The organism is Ruegeria sp. BC7 (assembly GCF_056539165.1).
Genome location: NZ_JBQFUL010000002.1, coordinates 33,749 through 55,814 on the forward strand (window position 1 = coordinate 33,749; position 22,066 = coordinate 55,814).

Genomic DNA, 22,066 nt, shown 5'->3' on the forward strand with positions numbered 1-22,066 from the left:
ATGATCTCACAAACCTCGGAACGCGGCAGGCGACGGAGGGGGCGGGGCGCAGAAGCCCCACCCGCAGCAAAGCGTGACGTGAACTACCGTCAGCTCAGGAATCCTTTCCCGCAGATGGAGGTCTTTCCGCCAGAGCAAATCGCCGACATGCATGAAACTGCCCTGCGCATGCTGCAGGAGTTGGGCATCAAGGTTTTGTTGCCCGAGGCGAGAAGGGTTTTCGCAACGGCGGGTGCCAGAGTCGATGAGCAGACCGAGATGGTCTTCATCGGGCGCGACATTGTCGAGGCCGCAGTCGCTTCGGCACCCAAATCCATTGCCTGTCGCGCAGGAGCACGCCGCCGGGATTTTGCCTTGGAACTGGGCAGTCTGGTCTTTCAACCCGGAGCAGGCGCCCCCAATGCGACCGATCTTGAGCGCGGACGCCGTCCGGCAACCGGGCAGGATTATCTGGAGTTTCTGAAGCTCACCCATCATTTCGATGTGTTCCAGATGATCTCACCCCAGGTAGAACCACAGGACGTGCCAACCCATTTGCGGCACTATTTCACCACGCAGGCGCAGATGGAGTTGACGGACAAGTTTCCGTTCTTTTTCTCGCGCGGGACGCCGCAGGTGATGGATTGCTTTGAAATGCTCTCGACCGCCCGCGGATTGTCGGATGAGGCATTCCGCGCGAATCCGCATTGCTATACGATCATCAACACCAACAGCCCTCGGACGTTGGACATTCCAATGGCGCAGGGGCTGATTGATTTTGCCCGCCACGGACAGATGTCGATTGTCACGCCCTTTACGCTGATGGGGGCAATGGCACCGATTACCGTGGCGGGGGCAATTACCTTGTCCCACGCCGAAGCATTGTCAGCCATTGCGCTGACCCAATTGGTGAACCCCGGTGCGCCCGTCTGCTATGGAACGTTCACCAGCAATGTGGATATGAAATCCGGCGCGCCTGCGTTCGGGACGCCCTCGCATTTTCAGGCGTCTCTGGCGGCTGGTCAGTTGGCGCGACATCTCGGTCTGCCTTGGCGGTCTGCGGCGGGGTCGGCCTCGAACAGCAATGACGTGCAGGCGGCCAATGAAAACCAGTTTGGTCTTTGGGGCTGCCTGATGGCGGGCGCGACCGTAATCATCCATTCAGCCGGGTGGCTGGAAGGCGGCTTGACCGTTTCGTTTGAAAAGCTGGTCTGTGACGCCGAGGTTCTGAATATGGTGGCCGAACTGTGCGCAGGGGCGCAGGCGGGGCCGGCTGAGATCGGGTTCGACACTGCGCTGCGCGAGGTCGAGCCAAGCGGTCACTTCTTTGCGACCAGTCAGACGATGGCGCGTTACAACACCGAATTCTACCAACCCCACCTGCACGACTATGCCAATTTCGGGACGTGGACCGAGCGTGGGTCGGTCGATGCCAACCATCGCGCCACCGGGGTCTGGAAGGACATCCTTGCCAATTTCCAATCCCCCGTCCAGAACACGGACCGGCTGGGTGATCTGCACGAGTTTATCGCCCGACGCACAGAGGAGGGCGGCGCGCCGCCCGAGAGTTGAATGAGCAGTAAACCAATCCTCCACCGTGATGACCCCAAAGCCGAACCGCTGGTCGGCAATATCAAGGTCACGCGCGATGACTGGCTGAACGTGGCAATGGACGTTCTGATTTCCGATGGTGTGGATCAGATAAAGGTCCTGAATCTGGCCGAACGGATGGCCGTGTCCCGCTCGTCCTTCTATTGGTATTTCAAGTCGCGGCAGGAGTTGATGGATGCATTGCTCGAACGGTGGCAGGCGACCAACACCGCCGGGTTGATCCGACAGGCCGAGGCACCGGCGGACACCATCACCGGTGCGGTGTGCAATGTGCATCGCTGCGTGGTGAATACGGACCTGTTCGATACGGCGCTGGACTTCGCGGTGCGCGATTGGGCGCGCAAGTCGGGCAAGGTGCGCCGCGCGCTGGATCAGTCTGACGCCCGGCGACTGAAGGCGCTGCACGCAATGTTCGCACGCTATGGCTATTCCGAGGTCGAGGCCGAAACCCGCGCTCGCGTGCTGTACTATATGCAGATCGGCTACGATCTGGCGCAACTGAACGAACCCATGTCTGTGCGGATATCGATGGTGCCGCATTACCTGTACGTCTTTACCGGGGTCGAACCGCGACCCGAAGAAATCGAAGAATTCAGCGCCTATTCCATGCGCTACTGGAAAGGAGACCCAGCATGAGCCAACCAGACGCAATCATCATCGGAACCGGAGTGATCGGTGCCGCCATTGCTTTCGAGATGGCAAAGGCGGGCTGGAAAACCCTGTCTCTGGATCGAAACAGTCAAGTTGGCCACGGCTCGACCGCGGGATCCTGTGCGATCATTCGGATGCACTATTCAACCTTCGACGGAACGGCCTTTGCGTGGGAGGGGTATCACTATTGGCGCGATTGGGCCGCGTATCTTGGGTTGCCCGAGGACGCAAACCTCGCGCAATTCCGCGAGACCGGGTGTCTTGTGATGAAAACCGACGCCAACGGGATGTTGGAAAAACACATGGCCAACAGCGCCGATCTAGACTGTCCTTTCGAGGAGTGGTCGCCTGACAAGATCACCGAACGCCTGCCGGTGTATTCGCTGGAAAGCTACGCACCCGCGCGCCGAATGGATGACCCTGAATTCGGGCAACCGAACGGGCGAAAGATGCGGGGCGGGGTGTTCTGGCCTCAGGCAGGGTATGTGACCGATCCGGCGCTGTCGGCACAGAACCTGATGGACGCGGCAAAGCAACACGGGGCCGAGGTGCGCACAGGGGCCGAGGTTGTCGAGATACTGGTCGAAGACGGACGTGTTGCGGGCGTCAAACTGGCCTCGGGCGAGGAAATCCGCGCCAAGGTTGTTGTAAATGTCGCCGGGCCAGGTTCGGCGATCGTGAACAAGATGGCGGGTGTGCTGGACGACATGACGATTGAAACCCGCCCCTTGCGGCAGGAGGTCGTGCATGTTCCGTCCCCCGAAGGGTTCGATTTTGAACATGACGGTACAATCGTCTCTGACAGCGATATCGCCCTGTATTGTCGGCCCGAGCATGGCAATCATATCCTGATCGGCTCGGAAGACCCCGAATGCGATCCGCATCAGTGGTGCGAGGACGACGTCCACTATAACCACGACTTTACGGATCAATGGACGACACAGGCCATGCGTTACGCGCAGCGCGTGCCCAGCCTTGGAATTCCGTCGAAAACGCGTGGTGTCGTGGACCTGTATGATGCGTCCACCGACTGGATTCCGATCTATGACAAGTCTAGCCTGCCGGGGTTTTACATGGCCTGCGGTACTAGCGGGAACCAATACAAGAACGCGCCGATTGCAGGTAAGATGATGGCAGCCCTGATCGACTATTGCGAGGGAGGCGCGGATCATGATGCCCAGCCGTTGCAGTTTGAGCTGCCGTATATCAAACGCTCGATTGATGTTGGGTTTTACTCGCGCAAGCGACCGATCAACGAAGAAAGCAGTTTTTCGGTTCTGGGCTAGCGCGGTTGAGCTGGAGCGAGTGAGCAGAGTAGGGGGTCGTCAACTTAGGCAAAGTTGGCGGCCAATCCTGTGTCAGAACCAGCTTTCTATGCCGCGAATTTCACCCAAGCCCAAACCATCGCCACGTAAGTCAGGTTATGCAGGCACTGATCCAACCCGGCAGCGCGCCAGAACGCGGCCTGGGTCGGCATGAGTTGTTTCTTGTCCGAGTAACTGGCCTTCGCAAAGTCGATATTGAAATGAACGACCCATTCCAACGCAGCGATTATCAGGATGAAGGACCACGGCGCACCGAAGATCATAAACACCAAAACAGACCCCACAACATGCACTGCGGCATGCTGGGCGCGTCCCATATGAAAGTACTCGCCACGCCCCGCCAGCATCTTGGGCGTCTGGAGATAGTAGTCCGCAAACATGTGTTTGATCTGCAACAAGCAGAGCATCAAAAACACAGCGCCTAAATTGGCAGGCAACTTAAACCTCCCGATATCGTCCTGTTACCAACAGTATGTGGTAAAGTGTTGTTGCGCAAATGAACTTGTTCACACTCGGCGATTATCTGATCAAATTGGAAACTATTTGCGTAATCAGTCGCGATTGCGGTAAAATTCAGGCGTTGGATTTGCGACGCATTCGTCAGGATCGGATCAATGATCCGCAACAGGGGCAGGTTCTATAGAACGTACGATTTTCCGGTTCATTTGGAAGTATTCAAAACGCGACCAGCTTGTTCTGCTGGCCGTGACCTCGACGCTGTTTCCGCTGCTCTACCTGACGCTGGAATTGCCGAAGCGTATCATCAACGATGCTATTGGTGCATCCAGTCCGGTTGTTGATGTTTTTGGCTTTAGTTTGCCGCAGACGAACTTTCTGATCATCCTGTGTTTCGCGTTTCTGGCGGCGGTGCTTGCGCATGGCTTGATGAAGATGCGCATCAACACCATGAAAGGGGTGCTCAGCGAACGTATGCTGCGGCGGTTCCGGTATCAGTTGATCAGCCGCGCGCTTCGTTTCCCGCAGCCCTATTTCGAGCGGGTCAGCCAGGGCGAGATGGTGTCGATGATCACCGCCGAAAGCGAGCCGATGGGCGGCTTGATGGGTGATGCGATCAGCCAGCCTGTGCTGCAAGCGGGGCAGATGATCACAATTCTGTCCTTCCTGTTCCTGCAAAGCGTCTGGTTCGGGCTGGCTGCCGTTGCCTTGATTCCGGTTCAAGCATGGCTGATCCCCAAACTTCAGCGCCAGATCAACCTGCTCAACAAACGCCGCATTCAGGAAGTGCGCGTTCTTGCAGCCCAGATCGGTGAAAACGCGGCGGGGGCGTCGACGCTGCGGGCCAATGGCGGCTGGCGGTATCGCCGCGCCATGATCTCGGATCAACTGGGCCGTTTGTTCGGTATCCGGTTCGAGATTTACCAGAAGAAGTTCTTTATGAAGTTCATAAACAACTTCATCTCTCAACTGACGCCGTTCATGTTCTATCTGGTCGGTGGCTTGCTGGTGCTGCAAGGGTCGGTTTCACTGGGTGCCCTGGTTGCGGCACTTGCGGCGTACAAGGATCTCAGCTCACCCTGGAAAGAGTTGCTGACCTACTACAACCAGACACAGGATATGTCGCTGCGCTGGGACGTCGTGATAGATCGTTTCGCCCCGCCCGGCATGCTGGACGAAAAGCTGTTCGAGGACGACCCAAAAGAACGCCCGCATTTGAACGCCGATGTTGTTCTGGACCATGTTTCGGTGCGGGACATGGATGGCAATCAGGTTCTGGACGATCTGAATCTGACCTTCCCGGCGGGCAAAACCATTGGCATCGCCGCCCCGAGTGAAGAAGACCGCCGTGCGATAGCAGAGCTGCTGACGCGTGAAATCCTTCCCAGTGCAGGTCGCGTCGGTATCGGGGGGCACAACCTGTCTGGCCTGCATCAAAGCGTCGTGGCAACCCGGATCGGTTACGCCTCGTCTCGGCCGGTCATGTTTCAGGGAACGCTGGGCGACAACGTCATGATGCCCATGCGTTTCAAGCCGCTGTCGGACCAAACGGATGATCCCGGATTTGCCGAAACGCAAAGGGCTGGCAACAGTCGTGACCCGTTCCAGGCCGAATGGCTGGACCCATCGCTGGCCGGGTTTGAGAATGCTGATACGTTGCGTGATTGGTGGCTGAAACTGATTGACGGCATGGGGTCCGGCGCGGCCCTGTTCCAACGCGGGGCAGAGCAGGCATTTGACGTTGATGAACATCGCGAACTGGCCCAAAAACTGGTCGAGCTGCGCCCGATCGTCCAACAGGCCGTGCGTGATGCTGGTCTTGAGCAGCAGGCGCTAGTTTTTGACCGCGACGCCTATAATGCCGCTTTGCCAGTTGCCGAAAACCTTCTGTTCGCCACGCCGCGTGTGCCCGTTACGCAAGAACTGTTGGCACGCCAGCCCGTCTTTTTGGGCCAACTGCGCGAGTTGGGGCTGGATGAAACGCTGGTCAACCTGACCCGCGACGTGGTCGATATGCTGCGCCAGATCTTTGGTCTGGACGGGACCGACCATCCCTTGTTCCGCAAGCTGGGTCTTGAGGTTCAGACCTACGAAAACGCGGTGGAATTGCTGGAGCGAACCCGCGACGAAGGTGTATCCGGGCTGGACGACGAGCAGCTTGCCAACCTGCTGGCTGTTCCGGTTGTCATATCCGCCGAGCAGATCGGACCCGCGTTCACGGATGAGCTGAAGAACCGCATCCTCGAGTTGCGGCACAGTCACTCCCACAAACTTCTGGAAACGCTCCATGACGTGTTTGCCCCTCTGGATGCCGAGGCGTTCGCGCCGGGCCTTACGGTGATGGAGAATGCTCTGTTCGGCAAGGTCAGTCAGATCGGTGGGGCGCGGTCGGATGAGGTGCGCAAGCTGATCGTCGATGTGCTGGACCAAAACGGTGCGCGTCCGTTGGTGGTCGAGCTGATCTACGACGTCCCGGTTGCCTTGGGCGGCCAGAACTTGCCCGCAGTGTTTGCTGAGCCGTTGGCCTTTACGCGTGCGACGATCAAGAAGCCGGACATTCTTATTCTGGAAAACGCGCTGGCAAGCTATGACATGGCAACGCAGGTCGCGGTCTATAAGAATCTGCGTTCGTTGCTTCCTGATACTACGGTTGTTTATCTGAACGACCAGTTCGACAATCCTGACGTATTCGACATGTATGTCGAAATCAGGCAAGGTCGGGTTGTTTCGGATGAAGGACCCGCGGACGTGGAGGAAGACAGTGCAGCCTCGGCAGACCTTGCGCGCAAGTTGCGCGCGCTAGAACAGACGCCGTTGTTTTCCGGTCTGGATCGGCGTCAGTTGCGGCTCTTGGCATTTGGTGCGCGCTGGTTCGATGCCAAACCGGGTGAAGTTGTATTCTTGAAAGACGATCAGCCGACAGATGGTGCATATGTTGTGCTTGAAGGAGAGGCCGGGCTGTATCTGCCTCAGGCGGGCGGGCCGGATCAACTGATTGCGACCGTTGGCGCTGGCGCTTTGGTCGGTGAATTGGGGCTGATCCGAAAAGAACCCCGCGCCCTAAGCATGATCGCGGAAACGGAGCTGTCCTGCCTGCGGATCGGTGAAGAAGAATTTCTGGCCGTTGTCGAAAACGACGCGGCGACAGCGTTCAAGCTGTTGCAGGTCATCGCGGGATACGTATCGAACTAGCCAGATCAGCTTTCGGGTTTGCAGAACAGGTCGTAAAGCAACCCGATCATTTGGGCTGTGTTGCCGTCCTGAAGGGAATAGTAAATCGTTTTCCCTTCCCGGCGGGTCGATACCAGACCCTCACTGCGCAAGCGCGCAAGCATCTGGCTGACCGCCGCCTGCCGTGTATCCAGCAGCCTTTCAAGTTCGCTCACGGACTTTTCGCCCTCACCCAGATGGCAGAGGATCATCAGGCGGCCTTCATGCGCCAGCGCCTTGAGGAAAGCCGCTGCTCGTGCCGCACTGTCTTTCATGTCCGACAGCGCTTCGTCTGTGTCCTGAATTTCTTTTTCCGTTACTGTCACGCGCAGCCTGTTCGCAACTGGGGGTTGGTCCAATATGGCCCAGATCGTAGGCGATTGTCACCCCTCGGAGGCTGGCGCACCGCCCTGAAACGCGTTTCCGTTGACATAGTCGCAGGGTTCTTCCTGCATTTGCAGGTGCAGCCCATCGCCCGTGAAAGGGTGCGCGCGAGCCAAGTCTTCGTCCACTTCAATCCCCAGACCGGGCGCGGTTGGGGCTGATACGAACCCGTCCTCGACGCGAAGCGCGCCTTTGATCAGGCTATCGTGAAATGGCGTTTCGATGGTTTCCAACAGCAACAGGTTCGGGATTGACGCCGCCAGTTGGATGTTGGCGGCCCATTCAATCGGTCCAGCATATAAGTGCGGGGCCATCTGCGCATTGAAGATTTCGGCAATGGCCGCGACCTTCTTCATCTCCCAAATGCCTCCTGCGCGACCGAGCGCAGGTTGCAAAATCTCAGCCGCACCCGCCCGCAAAACTGCGCCGAATTCGGCCTTTGTCGTCATACGCTCTCCGGTCGCGACGGGGATGCGGACGTTGCGGGCAACGCGGGCCATGTCCTCGATCATGTCCGGCGGGGTCGGTTCCTCGAACCAAAGCGGGGAATAGGGTTCCAAAGCCTGACCCAAGCGGATCGCGCCTGCCGTATTGAATTGGCCATGAGTGCCAAATAGCAGGTCTGCCCTATCTCCCACAGCTTCGCGGATCGCTTTGCAAAATGCGACGGACATCGAAATGTCGGTCATCGCAGGCATGTGGCCGCCGCGAATAGTGTAAGGGCCGGCAGGGTCAAATTTCACGGCCGTGAATCCGCGCCGGACCATTTCGACGGCGCATTCTGCGGCCTGATCCGGTGCAGTCCAGAAATCGGTCAGGTTATGCTGGGGCAGGGGGTAAAGATACGTGTAGGCCCGGATGCGAGGGTTCATCAGCCCACCCAGCAAGGCGTAGACAGGGCGATCCCGGTCTTTGCCGAGGATATCCCAACACGCGATTTCAAGGCCCGAAAACGCGCCCATCACGGTCAGGTCCGGGCGCTGGGTAAACCCACTGGAATAGGCGCGGCGGAACATCAGTTCGATATTTTCAGGATTTTCGCCCATCATGTGCCGTTCAAACACGTCGCGGATGACGTGGCGCATCGCTTCGGGGCCGACCGATGAGGCATAGCATTCCCCCCAACCGGTGATCCCGGTATCGGTCGTGACCTTCACCAGAATCCAGTACCGCCCGCCCCAGCCCGGAGCAGGCGGTGCGGTGACGATGATATCGAGGTCCTGCAGCTTCATCCCGGTTCTCCCCGCGTTGTGTCAGACCCTATCGAACACAATGACATTACGTTTGGCCGATCCGGTTTTGGTGTCTGCGATCGCTTCGTTGATCTGCTCCAGAGACCAGCGACCCGAGATCAGTTCGTCCAGTTTCAACCGGCCCTGTTCATACAGGTCGATCATCCACGGTATATCACGCTGAATGACCACGTCGCCCATCTTGGACCCGATCAATCCCTGACCCAAAGCGGCCAGAATGACGGGTTCATAGCTGGCTGTATCCCCGGAATGAGGCATGCCGATCATGATAGCCTTGCCTCCGCGCCCCAGATACCGCACGGCCTGATCATATGCCGGGATCGCGCCAACTGTGATCAGAACGGCGTCCGCACCACGCCCGCCCAGCGCCTCGTATGCGTCTTTCCACGGAGCCTTGGATGTCGCCAAAACGCCGTGGGTTGCGCCGAACTCTTTCGCGATTGCAAGTTTTTCCTCGGTCATGTCGACGGCGACAATTCGACGAGCACCGGCGATGCGGGCACCCTGAATGGCGTTCAGACCGACCCCACCCGCGCCGATGACTACAACGTCCTGACCGGCGCGTAGACCGGCGGCATTCACTGCTGCACCGACCCCGGTAATCACCCCGCAGGACAACAGGCTGGCCACGTCTTTGGGCATGTTTTCCGGGATTTTGACAATCTGCCGGTGACTGACCACCACCTTCTCGGCAAAGGCTCCGCAGGCCATTGCTTGCTCCAACGGGCCGCCATCTGCTGCGCGCAACGGCCCCTTGACCGTGTCGTATGGCGTTTCGCAAATTGTCGGCTGGCCTCCGGCGCAGGACGGGCAGGACCCGCACGCCCGGATCAGCGTGACGACCACGGCGTCCCCTACTTCAAACCCTTCGGTCGCGTCGCCCACCGCAGAGATGACCCCGGCGGCCTCGTGCCCGTAAACGGCAGGGAGGAAGCCGCCCCAAGCTCCGCTTGCGTAGGAGATATCTGAATGACAGATCGCCACCGCATCCAGGGTCACTTCGACCTCGCCTGTCCCTGGTGGCGCGAGTTGAACGTCTTCGATTACCAGAGGTTCATTGAACGCCCGGCATACGGCGGCTTTGATGGTCTGCATGATTTCCCTCGCTCCGTTTGGATCACGGTGGCGTGGTCGGGTGCGCTCTGCAAGACGGAAATCGTCATTTACATGTGCTTTGCCGTCAACTTTTGCCGCTTCTATACGCCATCAAGGTTGGACGCGCGTGCGCGACATCTAGACGAAGGTTACGGGAATAACGGCCAGACCTACCCCTGCTAGGGTCAGGGCCATGTGGCTAAGGCCCGCCAACCCGCCAGCCGGGGAGGCAATCAGGAACCCTGACACGAACAAAACGACCCGGGACACCAGACTGAAAGGCCCGGTTCCGAGAGAGCCTGCAAAGGCTAAATACCCCTGCAATGCAGCGGAAATAAACCAGATTCCTATCAGGGCGCAGATCAAAACCACCGCCACTTCGACCGCCGAGCCCTGCCCGATCAGCGCGGGGTTCAAAACAAAGAAGAAGGGCACAAAGTAGATTACACCGCCCAGTTTCATCGCCTCGATCCCTGTGCGGAAAGCATTGGCACCCGCCATCGACGCAGCCGCGAATGCACCCAATGCTACCGGCGGGGTTATGTAGCTCACCATGCCCCAATACAGAATGAACAGATGCACCGAGAGTTCGTTAAGTCCCGCCTGAACCAGAGCAGGGGCCAGGACGACGGCCAGAAAAATGTAGCAGGCCGTGACGGTCATACCCATGCCAAAGACAAAGCTGGTCAGGGCACCCATGATCAGCAGCATGGTGACCGAACTGCCCGCCATATGCACAAGTTCATTGGCCAACGGGCCGGTCAGCCCGGTAGCCTGAAACGCGCCGACGATCATGCCAATGCCCAGCAAAACGGCCACCAGTTCAGAAAGGGTGCGTCCAACCGAGACAATAATGTTGAGAAAGCCTTCTAGCGAAACGCGGTCGTTTTTCTTGAACTGGTTGACCACAAGCAAAAGGACGACCGCGAAGAAGGGGGCCGTGGTTTCCCAGCGAAAGGCAACCATCAGGAAAATCAGCAGCGCAAAAACTGAGATGTACAACCAGCCTTCGCGCAGGGTCTGACCAACGCGAGGACGTTCGCTCTGGCTCATGCCTTTGAGGCCGTGCCTTGCAGAATAAGCGTCGATCTGGACGAACAGGCCGAAGAAATACAACAGCGACGGGATCGCAGCCGCCAGCATGATCTCGACATAGGGCATGCCCAGCCACGAGGCGATCACAAAGGCCGTCGCCCCCATGATCGGCGGCATGACAACTCCGCCGGTCGAAGTGCACGCCTCGGTCGCGGCCGCAAATCGCGGTGCAAACCCGGTTTTCTTCATTGCTGGAATGGATACGGCACCCGTGGTCAGGACGTTCGAGATAACCGAACCGGACATCGATCCCATGAAGCCGGATGCAAAGATTGAGACCTTGGCGGCACCACCGCGGAAGCCGCCGACCAAAGCGAGAGCGAGGTTGTTGAAGAATTTACCGCCGCCGGTGAACTGCAATACGGCGCCAAACAGGATGAATCCGATGACCAGATTGCCGAAGGCTCGCATCGGAATACCGAACGACGCCTCGGACGAAATCATGAAATAAGGAACCACGTCTCGGAACGGCTGGGCAAAGCCGTTAAGCGGATCGGGTATCTGATCCGCAAAGGTCGGATACAGCGAAAAGAACAGCACGATGATAAAGATCACGAACCCACCGGCCCGCCGGGTTGCTTCGAGGATCAGCAAGTATAATAGAATCGAGGCCCAGACCGCCTTGTCCGGCGCGGCGTATTCCCAGCCTGAATCCAGGCTGGTTCCTGCTGTCACAGCAAAAAATCCGGAAATACAAAATGCAAGGGCGGCAAGTATCCAATCGTACCACGGAACGCGTGCCGACAGGGTGTTGCCCGCTCGGAAGATGATGAATGAGAGGCTGAGAAACAGCCCGGCCAATGCATAGAGGTATGTCCCCTCCAAAAGCGATGTACCGCCAAGCCTCAGATTGAACAGCTTGTTTACTGCAAGCCCGATTGCAGTGAGCGTGAAAAGGATGATGAGCCAGCGCGCCAGCCCTGAAAATGTCCGACGTTCCTCGGCAAGTTCGGCTTCGATTGCGGCGCTGCCGCGCGTGCTTTCAGGTTGCTGCGTCATTGGCTCTCGCAAGTATTGTGTTGGTATCGGTATTGGAATGTGCGGGCTGAGGAGCCCGCACAATCAAGTGTTTTCGGGTTCGCGACCCTTAGAAAACCACCTCAAAGCCACCAGCTTCCAGGGCGTCGCGGCGCTTTTGCTCCCAGGCTTCTTGCCAGTTGTCCGGCCCTTCGGCTTTCAGCTCTTCCCAGGCTTTTTGCAGCAACGACTGGCGTTCAATCAGCTTGTCATTGTGGGCCTGCGCTTCGTCGGTCCAAAGGCCCAGTTCCTGATAATAGCGGATTGCGCCTTCGTGGTAGGGAGCGACCCATGTGAAGTTTTGCTTGTCGATCGCCCATCCGTCGACGCTGGGCGCGTTGCCGGTGTATTTGTCGTACAGTTCGTGAAGCGCCTTGGTCATGTTGTATGTCAGAGCTTCGTCCTGATCGACATATGTCATGAGAACCGGATAGGCGTATCCTGCGGTTTGGACCCCGTCGGAGTCATCAATGTTGCCCCCGGCCGTGGCCGTGATTGGCGAGAAGAACGGCGCAATGGCCAGCATCCGATCCAATCCTTCGGAATTGTTCGGGTCAATCGGAGGCCAGTACACACCGCGCGGCGACGAAACTGCTTCGTAAACCCGGCCCGAGGTCGTGGTCGCAAAGGCTGCATCGACTGTTCCGTCGATCATGCCAACCCAAGAGTCACCGTATCCGCCGAATTCAACAATCTCGACATCGTCCCAGGTGAGACCGCCATACGCCAGATATGCTTCGTTGTTGACGTTCAATGCAGGGGCACCTTTGATCCAGGCCACGCGCATCCCTTTGAGGTCCGAGTATTCAAAGCCTTCGCATCCGGGCTTGCCTGCCTTTTCACAGGCCTCAGCCGCGACCGCGAGGGTCAGGCCAAATGTTCCGCCATTGTTGGCCGCCAAAATACGAACCGGCTGCGGTCCCCAGTTTTCTGCACCGAACTGGAACACACCTTCCTGCGCCATGAAAGAGCCACCAACGCCGTTGGCAGAAAACTGTACTTTGCCCTGCCGCAGAGGTTCGGTCCGCGCGATGTCGTTTTTGCCCGGCAAAACCCGAAGGTTGACGCCCAGTGCTTCTTGCATCGCAGCGCCGATGGCGACGGATTGGTTGTAGCCCGCGGACCCAGTGCCGTAAGCCGTCCAGGTGATTTGGGTGGGCAATTCTATTTCGCCCGCCACCGCCCAAGTCGCGGTGACCGAGCACGCCGCTGCAGCCAATAGTTTTCGTGTAAGCATCTTTCTCCTCCGTTGCCTAACATGTCTGCGGTTTTTCGGCCGATTTCGACGAGCCTTGTGAACTCCTGGAAATGGCGTTGTCCGCTCAACAGCTTGCGGCGACAAACAAAGCTTGAGGCTAGTTCGGAACGGTTGTTAAAGCAGTCTCCGGCTGCCAGAAAAACCGTGCCGACCATTCTCGTCCCAAGCGATAGATCATGCCGCTTGTGTTGGGATCTTTTCTGCACCTAGTTCGACAAACGCACCTCCCCTCGTGCTGCCGCTACCTCATCAAGCGCCCGTTGTGATCGTCGCAGGCGTTTGCCTGGAGGACCGCCCAGCCGCTGGATGATCAAGCTCGTTGGAGCTTTCAAACAGCATAGTCGGAAGGTGGATTTCGCTCATACAAACAAAATCCTATATTAACTATTCATTTGTATGTCTGCGGACGTGCCCGTTCATTCATCCGGTATGGAGTGAAGCCGACAGATTGTCCAAACAGGTCAAATCGCGGCGTGCACTCTCCCCAAGAAATTTGGAAAGTTTTTCATGGGGTAACGGGTCGCGACCTCAAAAACAGTGCAAACCCAATGATCATCAGCACCATCGCCAGCAGAAAAGGTGCGCCCGGCAGGTAAAACGCGGTTTCAGGTCGGGCAAAATGCGCAAAGACGCTGGTCATCAGCAGAGGTGATATGACCATCGACAAGGCATGTAACGACGTTAGAACGCCCTGTAGTTCTCCTTGCTGCGAATCCGGTGTGGCGCGAGAGGTCAAGGCTTGCAACGCTGGGGTTACGACGGCACCCAAAGCCGTGACGGGGATCAGCATCAGTGCGACAAAACCGTTCGTGAGGAACGCCAGAACGACAAAACTGCCGATCTCAAATACCATGCCGTAGATGATCGTAACGCGTTCGCCCAGATACCGGGTCGCCGGGCGGATCAACCCGCCTTGAACGGCCGCCATCCCAATCCCATAGACGCCCAGCGACAGTCCGATCATTTGCGGTGACCAGCCGAACCGCTCGGTGGTGAAATAAGCCCAGATTGCCGGGTAAACATAGATCGAAACGGAATACAGGAAATAGACCCACAGCATTGGGCGTATGCCCGGCAGCGCAGCAATGGCGCGAAGCGAGTTGACCGGGTTGGCCCTGCGCAAGCTAAAGGAACGTCGGGTTTTGTCCGTCACAGTTTCCGGCATGACAAACAGGCCGATTGCAAATGTCAGCGCTGAGAGGAGCGCAGCGGCCCAGAAGGGCGCGCGGGTGCCATATTCGCTCAGCAACCCTCCGACCACGGGACCCAGAACGAAACCTACACCAAATGCTGCTCCGAGAAGGCCAAAATTCGCGGCCTTTTCATGGGGTTTGGACACGTCAGCCATAAATGCTGCTGCCGTGGCGTGTGTTGCGGCAGTGACGCCTCCAACGATACGCCCTGCCAGCAATAGCCAGATACTGCCCGCAAGCGCCATAACGACATAGTCAAGGGACATGACAAACAGGGATACCAGCAGAACAATTCGCCGACCGTAAGCATCCGAGAGATTCCCGAGAACGGGCCCAAACACGAATTGCATTGCTGCAAAAGCCGTGCTCAGGATTCCACCCCAGATTGCTGCACTTGCCAGCGTTCCGCCCTGAACCTCGACGATCAGTTCGGGCATGATTGGAAGAACCAGACCGATGCCCATTGCGTCGATCATGACTGTCATCAGGACAAAGAAAAAGGGCAGGCGCATGGAAACCGGATATATGACACTATGCCGGCACCCTAACCATAGTCGGGTGATTTAGAAAACACCCGATAAGAACGATGTCACGGGGTGTCTGGCAAAGTGTCGACGATCTGGTGCAGGATTTCGGACAGATTGCGCGGGTGCGAAAAGAACGGAGAGTGCGAGCTTGCGATTGTGTGCCGCATATTGGCAGGCACGGCGCGGCTCATTTCTTCCTGATACTCGGCTGGAATTGTTCGATCATCCGACGCGCAGATATACGCCTTGGGTACGCGGGCGTAGCCGTCGCCCAGAGGCAAGGGCGTATCTTGCGGTGCGATGGCCTGCGGACACAGGCGCGCCAACGCGTACGGCACGGTGGAAGCAGGGCAGTCGTGATAAAACAGCGCCTGAACGCGATCCGGCTTGACGGAATAGGACAAACCATCTGCGGATTTCTCGACCGCGTCGCTGATCGTCTGCCTTGGCGAGTTCCGGCGCATCTCGATCATCGACATGCCATCTTGGGGCACATAGGCGCACAGGTAAACCAGCGCCTTCATGCCATTCGGGTCAGCCTCGGCTGCTGCACTGATCGGATAGCCGCCCCAGGAATGCCCGACGACAATCGTCTGTGGTGAACTGGCGGACAGAACGGCGTCGCGGCAACTTTCCAGCGTCACCTCTGAGATCGGGGTCGGGTCCGAGCCGTGGCTGGGCAAGTCGATCGCGCGCGCCGAGTGGCCCAGGGTTTGCAGCGCCGGGATCACGTCGCGCCAGCACCACGCACCATGGCACGAGCCATGGACCAACAGGAAATCCGCCAAAATACTGCTCCTTCAAAATACTTCTAAATATGTCCTATGTCGGCCATGAACCTCTGAAGCAGGGCCGCGTATTCGACAGGTTGTTCGACACAAGGAAGATGGCCAGCCCTGCGCATCAGCTCGAATCGCGAGCCGGGGATCAGGTCGATGGTTTCGCGTACCAGATCGGGCGGGGTCGAGCCGTCTTCGCTGCCCGCAATGCCAAGCGTTGGCAATCTCAGGCCGCTTGTTGGCGTGTAGAAATCAGTTCCCGAGATGGCGGCACAGCAGCCCAGATAGCCGTCCGCAGGCTGGCGCACCATCATGTTTCGCCAAAGCAAGTGGTCCGGGGACGCTTGAAACGGCTTTGAAAACCACCGCTCCATCGTGGCATCAGCCAGCGCTTCGATCCCGCCCTCACGCACCGCGTTCATCCTGTCTTGCCAGATTGAGGGCGTGCCGATCTTTGCAGCCGTGTTCGACAGGACCAAGGCGCGAACCTGATCCATGCGCTTCACGGCAAGCCCCTGCGCGATCAAACCGCCGATGGACAGGCCGACGAAAACACAATCCCGAACCTCAAGAAGGCCCAGCAGGGCTTCGGCGTCGCGGATCAGTGCCCCCATCGAATAAGGCGCGGGCGGGCAGGACGACAGGCCATGCCCGCGTTTGTCATACCGGATGATCCGAAGACCCGGCGGCAAATGTGGCAGCATGGAATCCCACAGGCGCAGGTCGGTACCCAGAGAATTGGCGAAAACCACAGGTGCGCCGTTCGGGTCACCGTCAACACGGTAGTGAATATTGACGTCCCCAAGCGTTGCTATTTGCATGACTTAATCCCCATTCGTCACACGTGGAATTCACAACCTGACTTATCCTGCATCCGCTGTCAGGTCAGGAATTCCAGTGCTTTCCCAAAGACTTCGGGGTCCGTATTGCCCCCCGATGCAACAACTATCACCGCGTCGCCCTTGATTTCATCGCTGCGGAAAAGGGCTGCGGCCAATGATACCGCACCGCCCGGTTCCAACACAATCTTGAGGCGCAGAAAGGCAAGCGCCATGGCCCGCATCGCTTCTTCTTCGGTGACGGAAAACCCCGGTCCGCACAGCCGTTTCAAGATCGGAAAGGTGATTTGGCCCGGTTGCGGTGTCAGGATCGCATCGCAGATATTTCCCGAAGACGCGGCGTTGTTCTGTATGTGCCCGGTCGCCAGAGAGCGTTTCACATCGTCGAACCCCTCGGGCTCGCACGGTCGGGCGCGCAGACCCGGGGCATGCCCTTCAAGCGCCAGCGCGATACCAGATGTCAGCCCACCGCCGCCACAGCACACCAGAACATCGGCTTGTTCAACGCCCAAGGACGCGGCTTGCCGTGCGATTTCAAGGCCGGTTGTGCCTTGTCCTGCGATCACCTGCGGCTCATCATAGGGGCGGATCAGGGTCAGGCCACGTTCGGATGCGAGCGCTTCGCCGATATCCTCCCGGCTTTCATTCGCGCGATCGTAAAGGACCACCTCACCGCCCAACGCGCGGGTATTGTTGATCTTCAACTGCGGCGCATCCGACGGCATGACAATGACCGACGACGTACCGTGCAAAGCAGCGGCATGGGCAACACCCTGCGCATGGTTCCCCGAGGAATAGGCAATCACACCGCGCCTGCGATCCGCTTCGCTGAGGGCCGAAATCGCCGACCACGCCCCGCGAAACTTGAAGCTGCCAGTGTGTTGCAGACATTCCGGTTTCACCAGAACACGACGTCCCGCGATCTCATCCAGAAACGGAGAGGTCAGGATCGGAGTTTCCCGAACGTGGCCTTTTAACCGCTCGGCCGCGGCTTCGATCAGGTCAAGCGAGATCATACAGCGTTCAGTACCTTGTGAATGAGGTTAAGCGACTGCGGTTCGTCCAGAAACGGGGCGTGCCCGCGATCCGGTATCTCTGCCGAGATAAGACCGGGGTGACGCTTGTGCATTTCCGTCAGCGTATCCTTGCCAAGTATATCCGAATTCTCGCCCCGTATCACGCCGGTTGGCGTGTCACCAAGCGCCTCGAAAAACATCCACATATCCGGGACAGCCCCCGTCGCGGCCTGTTCCAGCAATGCGGTGCGCCGCGCAGGGTCATACCGCATCGCAAGCCCGTCGCCCGTCTGTTCGTACTGGATTTCGGCCTGTTGTCGCCAACGCTGCAAAGGGACGCCGGGGAATGTAGGCTCCATAAACTTCTGCAGGACCTTTGCTGCCTCGTCATAGGTTTTGGACACGGGCTGTTTGCCAACGTAATCCATGATCTTGGCGATGCCTGACAGTTCCAGAACCGGGCCGACATCGTTAAGAACCACGGCCGACAGACGCTCGGGGTGGCTGGCGGCTAGCGCCATTGCGATCAAACCGCCCAGGGATGTACCGATCACCGACACCTTGTCGAGGCCGAGGTGATCCAGCAATTCGATCGCGTCATGGGATTCGCGAAAGATATTGTAATTCATATAGTCCGGGTCGCGATCCGAGTTGCCGCGACCGCGGTAGTCCATGGTGATCATCCGCATACCCGTCAGATGCGGTGCCAAGAACGAAAAGTCCCGGCTACAGCGGGTCAGGCCCGCCAGACAAAGCACCGGCTGGCCCGCGCCCTTGTCGTCAAAATAGATGCTTCTGCCGTCCGTCGTGGTGAAAAAAGTCATTCAAGTCCAGCCAGTTGGGGGATCGTCGTCAGGTCGGTCAGAACATGTGCGGGCTTCCATGGCAAGCGGTCCATCGGCTCGCCCGCTCGGTTAACCCATGCGGTGGTAAAGCCATAACCGGATGCCCCGGCTGCGTCCCACCCGTTGGAGCTGACGAACAGGACGTCGTTCCGTTCGCCGCCGAACCTGCCCTGCACAAGATCATAAACGCTTGCGTGGGGTTTGAAGACGCCGACGCTTTCGACCGACAGAACATCGTCCAGCACGTCCCCGATACCTGCGGACTTTACTGCGCCGTCAAGCATTGGCGGGGAGCCGTTGGACAGGATGGCGGTTTGCAACCCTCCGGCTTTCAGCGCGCGCAGCATTTCGGGGACTTCGGGGTATGCCTGCAACTGCCAATACAAGTCCAAGAGCCGCTGTCGCAGCGTGCTGTCTCCGTTCAGGCCGGTTGCCTCAAGCGCCCAATCCAACCCGTCTTGCGTAACATCCCAGAAATCTGCGTGGGCATCCGCTACGGCGCGCAACCACGTGTATTGCAACTGTTTCAATCGCCAATAATTGGCCAATTCCGGCCATTTCTGCTGCAACGCTTCAAAGCCGGGTTCGGCAGCAGCCTGACGTGCGGCCGCCGCGACGTCGAACAACGTTCCATACGCGTCGAAAACGCAGGTTTTGATCGGCATGTGATCCCCTCCATTCGTCCGGCGCAGGTTGGCAAATGAGCGAAGGGTTTACAATGCCGTGTCACACCCTAGGGTTGGCCGCTCATTCCTTTTTCAGGCCGGAGGCCAATATGACCGCAATCAAGCAAGGCGACACGGTTCGCATTCACTACACCGGGACGTTGTTGGACGGCAAAGTCTTTGACAGCTCGGATGGGCGTGACCCGTTGGAATTCGTCGTCGGCTCGGGTCAGATTATTCCCGGCCTGGATAGCGCTATGCCGGGTTTGTCAGTGGGCGAGAAAAAGCGGGTCGAGATCGCTTGTGCGGATGCCTATGGCCCGATCAATCCCGCGATGCGCCAGAGCATTCCGCGCGAAGGCATCCCGGACGACATTCCGCTGGAACCGGGTTCGCAACTGCAGATGCAGGCTCCTGACGGGCAGGTTTTGCCGGTGACCGTGGTCGAGGCGGACGAAGCGACGGTCACGCTGGACGCAAATCACCCGCTGGCGGGTCAGGATCTGATTTTTGATATTGAGGTCGTCGCCATCAACTGAATCCGTCTCAGGTGACAACGGGGATCAGCCTGTCAGCAGGCTGGTCCAGGACACAAAAGCGGCGCGAACATGCGGTTGCGTGTAGAATACAAACAGCATCAACAGCGTTGTTAGGGTCAGCAACGTAACGCGACCACGAAGCCCCAAAAAACCCGGCTTTCGGCGGGAGCGAGAGACGCGTGGGCTGCTTGTAACTATGTGTTCGGCTTTGCTCATGCCGCTATCACTGCCGGTGAAAGATGGTCAAATCTTGGCACCGACAGGGAAAGATCAGGTCACATGAAGTCAGGCTGCGGCATTCCCAGAACGTGGAAGCCTCCGTCGACCCGAACGATTTCGCCCGACGTACATGCGCCCGCATCTGACGCCAGATAGACAGCAGTGCCGCCCACAGCTTCCAGTGTCGCGTTCGAGCGCATCGGCGCGTTTTGGTCGCAGAACTTGTAGGTCTTGCGCGCACCGCCAATGGCAGCACCAGCCAGTGTTTTCATCGGGCCGGGCGAGATAGCGTTGACACGGATACCCTCGGGGCCAAGATCATTCGCCAGATAGCGCGTCGCAGATTCCAGCGCGGCTTTGGCCACACCCATAACGTTGTAGTTCGGAACCACACGGTTCGAGCCTTGATACGTCAGCGTCAGCAACGTGCCGCCATTGTCTTTCATCAACGGATAGGCGCGGCGCGCAACCTCGATGAACGAATAGGCCGACACATCCATCGAGTGTTTGAAATTCGCCCGTGTGGTGTTCAGAAACCGGCCCGTCAGTTCGGACTTGTCCGAATAGGCAATGGCGTGAACCACGAAATCAATCGTCGGCCAGCGTTCGCCCAATTCCGCAAACGCTCGGTCCAGCGAGGCGTCATCGGTGACATCCGCATCGACCATGAAATCGCTGCCGAGGCTTTGGGCCAGCGGCTCTAGCCGCTTGCCGAATGCTTCGCCCTGATAGGTAAAGGCAAGCTCTGCGCCGGCCTCATGCATGGCTTTGGCAATCCCCCACGCAATCGAGCGGTCATTCGCCACGCCCATAACTAGGCCGCGTTTGCCCTTAAGAAGATCCGACATCACTTTCACCCATTATACTTGGACAGAACCATGGACCCGTTCGTGCCGCCAAAGCCGAAGCTGTTGGTCATGACACTGTCCAAACCTGCATTTTCAACAACTTGAGTTGCAATTTCACCGGGCAGGATGCCTTCGGCAAGAGTGTCGACATTGATCGACGGTGTAATGAAGTCGTGGTGCAACATCAGCAGGCAGAAAATAGCCTCGAGCGCGCCTGCCGCCCCCTGCGCGTGGCCCGTCATCGACTTGGTCGAGGAAATCGGAGGCACGTTGCCTTCACCAAAGATTCGCCGCACGGCTTCGACCTCGCCTACGTCTCCGACCGGGGTCGATGTTCCGTGGGCGTTGATATAGCCGACCTTCCGACCCTCGGGCAGGGTGCCCAAGGCCAGACGCATGGCGCGTTCACCGCCTTCGCCGGACGGGGCAACCATATCGTGACCGTCAGACGTTGCAGCATAGCCTGTGACCTCGGCATAAATCTTTGCGCCACGGGCCAGAGCGTGATCCAGATCTTCCAGCACGACGATACCGCCGCCGCCCGAGATCACGAAACCATCGCGATTCTGATCGAACGCGCGCGAGGCTTTCTCGGGCGTGTCGTTGTATTTCGACGACATCGCGCCCATCGCGTCGAACAGGCAGGAAAGGGTCCAGTCCAGCTCTTCGCCGCCGCCTGCGAACATGACGTCCTGCTTGCCCAGCATGATCTGTTCTGCCGCGTTCCCGATGCAATGCAAAGAGGTCGAACAGGCCGACGTGATCGAGTAGTTGATTCCCTTGATCTTGAACGCCGTCGCAAGGTTGGCTGAAATGGTCGAGCACATGCATTTGGGTACGGCGAACGGCCCGATCCGCTTGGTCGCGCCGTTTTTCAGCACTGTCTGATGCGCTGTCAGCATTGCGCTGGTCGATGGCCCGCCTGAGCCTGCGACAAGACCTGTACGCGGGTTAACGACCTGTTCTTCGGTCAGACCGGAATCGGCGATCGCCTGATTCATGGCGATATGGGCATAGGCCGCACCTGGGCCCATGAAGCGCAGCGTGCGCTTGTCGACGTGCTCGGACACGTCGATTTTGAGTGACCCGGCGATCTGGCTGCGAAAGCCGTGTTCAACCATCTGGTCATTGGCCTCGATGCCGGACTTGCCAGCTTTGAGAGAGGCCAGAACCTCTTGGGCATTGTTCCCGATGGAGGACACGACCCCCAAACCGGTGACAACTACTCGACGCATGTGCGTGCTCCTTATTTCGGCCCGGTC

General features: G+C 58.3%; 20 protein-coding genes. 5 read left to right on the forward strand and 15 right to left on the reverse strand.

What is annotated here, in order from left to right:
* From ACR0KS_RS05175 to ACR0KS_RS05185, 3 genes are read left to right on the forward strand one after another with little or no spacing between them, the layout of a single operon-like run.
* Positions 1 to 1,551 carry a trimethylamine methyltransferase family protein gene (locus ACR0KS_RS05175; protein ID WP_170565843.1) on the forward strand — a complete coding sequence of 517 codons (1,551 nt, stop codon included), beginning with the start codon at positions 1 to 3 and terminating at the stop codon, positions 1,549 to 1,551.
* Positions 1,552 to 2,226 (forward strand): TetR/AcrR family transcriptional regulator, encoded by a 675-nt coding sequence (locus ACR0KS_RS05180; protein ID WP_170565840.1) that lies wholly within the window; start codon positions 1,552 to 1,554, stop codon positions 2,224 to 2,226. It abuts the gene before it with no gap.
* Positions 2,223 to 3,527 (forward strand): FAD-dependent oxidoreductase, encoded by a 1,305-nt coding sequence (locus tag ACR0KS_RS05185; RefSeq protein WP_170565837.1) that lies wholly within the window; start codon positions 2,223 to 2,225, stop codon positions 3,525 to 3,527. The genes ACR0KS_RS05180 and ACR0KS_RS05185 overlap by 4 nt, the downstream gene beginning before the upstream one ends.
* 86 nt (positions 3,528 to 3,613) lie before the next feature.
* Here the strand turns inward: ACR0KS_RS05185 and ACR0KS_RS05190 are convergent, their stop codons facing one another.
* A complete protein-coding gene (locus ACR0KS_RS05190; RefSeq protein WP_170389627.1) occupies positions 3,614 to 3,973 on the reverse strand; it encodes a DUF3307 domain-containing protein in 360 nt (119 codons plus the stop codon).
* Positions 3,974 to 4,217: 244 nt separating this feature from the next.
* Between ACR0KS_RS05190 and ACR0KS_RS05195 the strand changes: the two genes are divergently transcribed.
* Entirely contained in the window at positions 4,218 to 7,214 is a 2,997-nt protein-coding gene (locus tag ACR0KS_RS05195; RefSeq protein WP_170566018.1) for an ABC transporter transmembrane domain-containing protein, read from the forward strand.
* 5 nt (positions 7,215 to 7,219) lie between these two features.
* Here the strand turns inward: ACR0KS_RS05195 and ACR0KS_RS05200 are convergent, their stop codons facing one another.
* The 11 genes from ACR0KS_RS05200 to ACR0KS_RS05250 form a co-directional block, all read right to left on the reverse strand.
* Positions 7,220 to 7,507 (reverse strand): metalloregulator ArsR/SmtB family transcription factor, encoded by a 288-nt coding sequence (locus tag ACR0KS_RS05200; protein ID WP_170484842.1) that lies wholly within the window; start codon positions 7,505 to 7,507, stop codon positions 7,220 to 7,222.
* A gap of 108 nt (positions 7,508 to 7,615) precedes the next feature.
* Positions 7,616 to 8,848 carry a mandelate racemase/muconate lactonizing enzyme family protein gene (locus ACR0KS_RS05205; RefSeq protein ID WP_170565834.1) on the reverse strand — a complete coding sequence of 411 codons (1,233 nt, stop codon included), beginning with the start codon at positions 8,846 to 8,848 and terminating at the stop codon, positions 7,616 to 7,618.
* Between the two features lie 21 nt (positions 8,849 to 8,869).
* A complete protein-coding gene (locus ACR0KS_RS05210; RefSeq protein WP_170565831.1) occupies positions 8,870 to 9,964 on the reverse strand; it encodes a Zn-dependent alcohol dehydrogenase in 1,095 nt (364 codons plus the stop codon).
* Between the two features lie 138 nt (positions 9,965 to 10,102).
* Positions 10,103 to 12,058 carry a TRAP transporter fused permease subunit gene (locus ACR0KS_RS05215; protein WP_170565828.1) on the reverse strand — a complete coding sequence of 652 codons (1,956 nt, stop codon included), beginning with the start codon at positions 12,056 to 12,058 and terminating at the stop codon, positions 10,103 to 10,105.
* 88 nt (positions 12,059 to 12,146) lie between these two features.
* Positions 12,147 to 13,313 carry a TAXI family TRAP transporter solute-binding subunit gene (locus ACR0KS_RS05220; RefSeq protein ID WP_170565825.1) on the reverse strand — a complete coding sequence of 389 codons (1,167 nt, stop codon included), beginning with the start codon at positions 13,311 to 13,313 and terminating at the stop codon, positions 12,147 to 12,149.
* A gap of 526 nt (positions 13,314 to 13,839) precedes the next feature.
* Entirely contained in the window at positions 13,840 to 15,039 is a 1,200-nt protein-coding gene (locus ACR0KS_RS05225) for a TCR/Tet family MFS transporter (RefSeq protein ID WP_170565822.1), read from the reverse strand.
* A gap of 77 nt (positions 15,040 to 15,116) precedes the next feature.
* Entirely contained in the window at positions 15,117 to 15,842 is a 726-nt protein-coding gene (locus tag ACR0KS_RS05230; RefSeq protein WP_170565818.1) for an alpha/beta fold hydrolase, read from the reverse strand.
* Positions 15,843 to 15,865: 23 nt separating this feature from the next.
* Positions 15,866 to 16,654 (reverse strand): 3-oxoadipate enol-lactonase, encoded by a 789-nt coding sequence (gene pcaD / locus ACR0KS_RS05235; protein ID WP_170565815.1) that lies wholly within the window; start codon positions 16,652 to 16,654, stop codon positions 15,866 to 15,868.
* Positions 16,655 to 16,713: 59 nt separating this feature from the next.
* Positions 16,714 to 17,688, reverse strand: coding sequence for a threonine/serine dehydratase family protein (locus tag ACR0KS_RS05240; RefSeq protein ID WP_170565812.1), 975 nt, complete (start codon positions 17,686 to 17,688; stop codon positions 16,714 to 16,716).
* On the reverse strand, positions 17,685 to 18,512 hold the full coding sequence (locus ACR0KS_RS05245) for an alpha/beta fold hydrolase (RefSeq protein ID WP_170565809.1): 828 nt from the start codon (positions 18,510 to 18,512) through the stop codon (positions 17,685 to 17,687). The genes ACR0KS_RS05240 and ACR0KS_RS05245 overlap by 4 nt, the downstream gene beginning before the upstream one ends.
* Positions 18,509 to 19,198, reverse strand: coding sequence for a haloacid dehalogenase type II (locus ACR0KS_RS05250; protein WP_170565806.1), 690 nt, complete (start codon positions 19,196 to 19,198; stop codon positions 18,509 to 18,511). Before ACR0KS_RS05250 ends, ACR0KS_RS05245 begins: the two co-directional genes overlap by 4 nt.
* Before the next feature lie 110 nt (positions 19,199 to 19,308).
* On the opposite strand from ACR0KS_RS05250, the gene ACR0KS_RS05255 reads away from it, so the two are divergent.
* Positions 19,309 to 19,737, forward strand: coding sequence for an FKBP-type peptidyl-prolyl cis-trans isomerase (locus ACR0KS_RS05255; protein ID WP_170389544.1), 429 nt, complete (start codon positions 19,309 to 19,311; stop codon positions 19,735 to 19,737).
* Positions 19,738 to 19,761: 24 nt separating this feature from the next.
* Here the strand turns inward: ACR0KS_RS05255 and ACR0KS_RS05260 are convergent, their stop codons facing one another.
* Genes ACR0KS_RS05260 through fabB form a run of 3 tightly spaced genes read right to left on the reverse strand, consistent with a single transcriptional unit; the run spans position 19,762 to position 22,039 of the window.
* Positions 19,762 to 19,953, reverse strand: a complete 192-nt coding sequence (locus ACR0KS_RS05260) for a hypothetical protein (protein WP_170565803.1) — start codon at positions 19,951 to 19,953, stop codon at positions 19,762 to 19,764.
* Between the two features lie 59 nt (positions 19,954 to 20,012).
* The gene (locus ACR0KS_RS05265) at positions 20,013 to 20,804 is read right to left on the reverse strand and encodes an enoyl-ACP reductase FabI (protein ID WP_170484396.1); all 792 of its coding nucleotides are present in this window, start codon (positions 20,802 to 20,804) and stop codon (positions 20,013 to 20,015) included.
* A gap of 5 nt (positions 20,805 to 20,809) precedes the next feature.
* Positions 20,810 to 22,039 (reverse strand): beta-ketoacyl-ACP synthase I, encoded by a 1,230-nt coding sequence (gene fabB, locus ACR0KS_RS05270; protein WP_170484398.1) that lies wholly within the window; start codon positions 22,037 to 22,039, stop codon positions 20,810 to 20,812.
* Between the last annotated feature and the right edge of the window lie 27 nt (positions 22,040 to 22,066).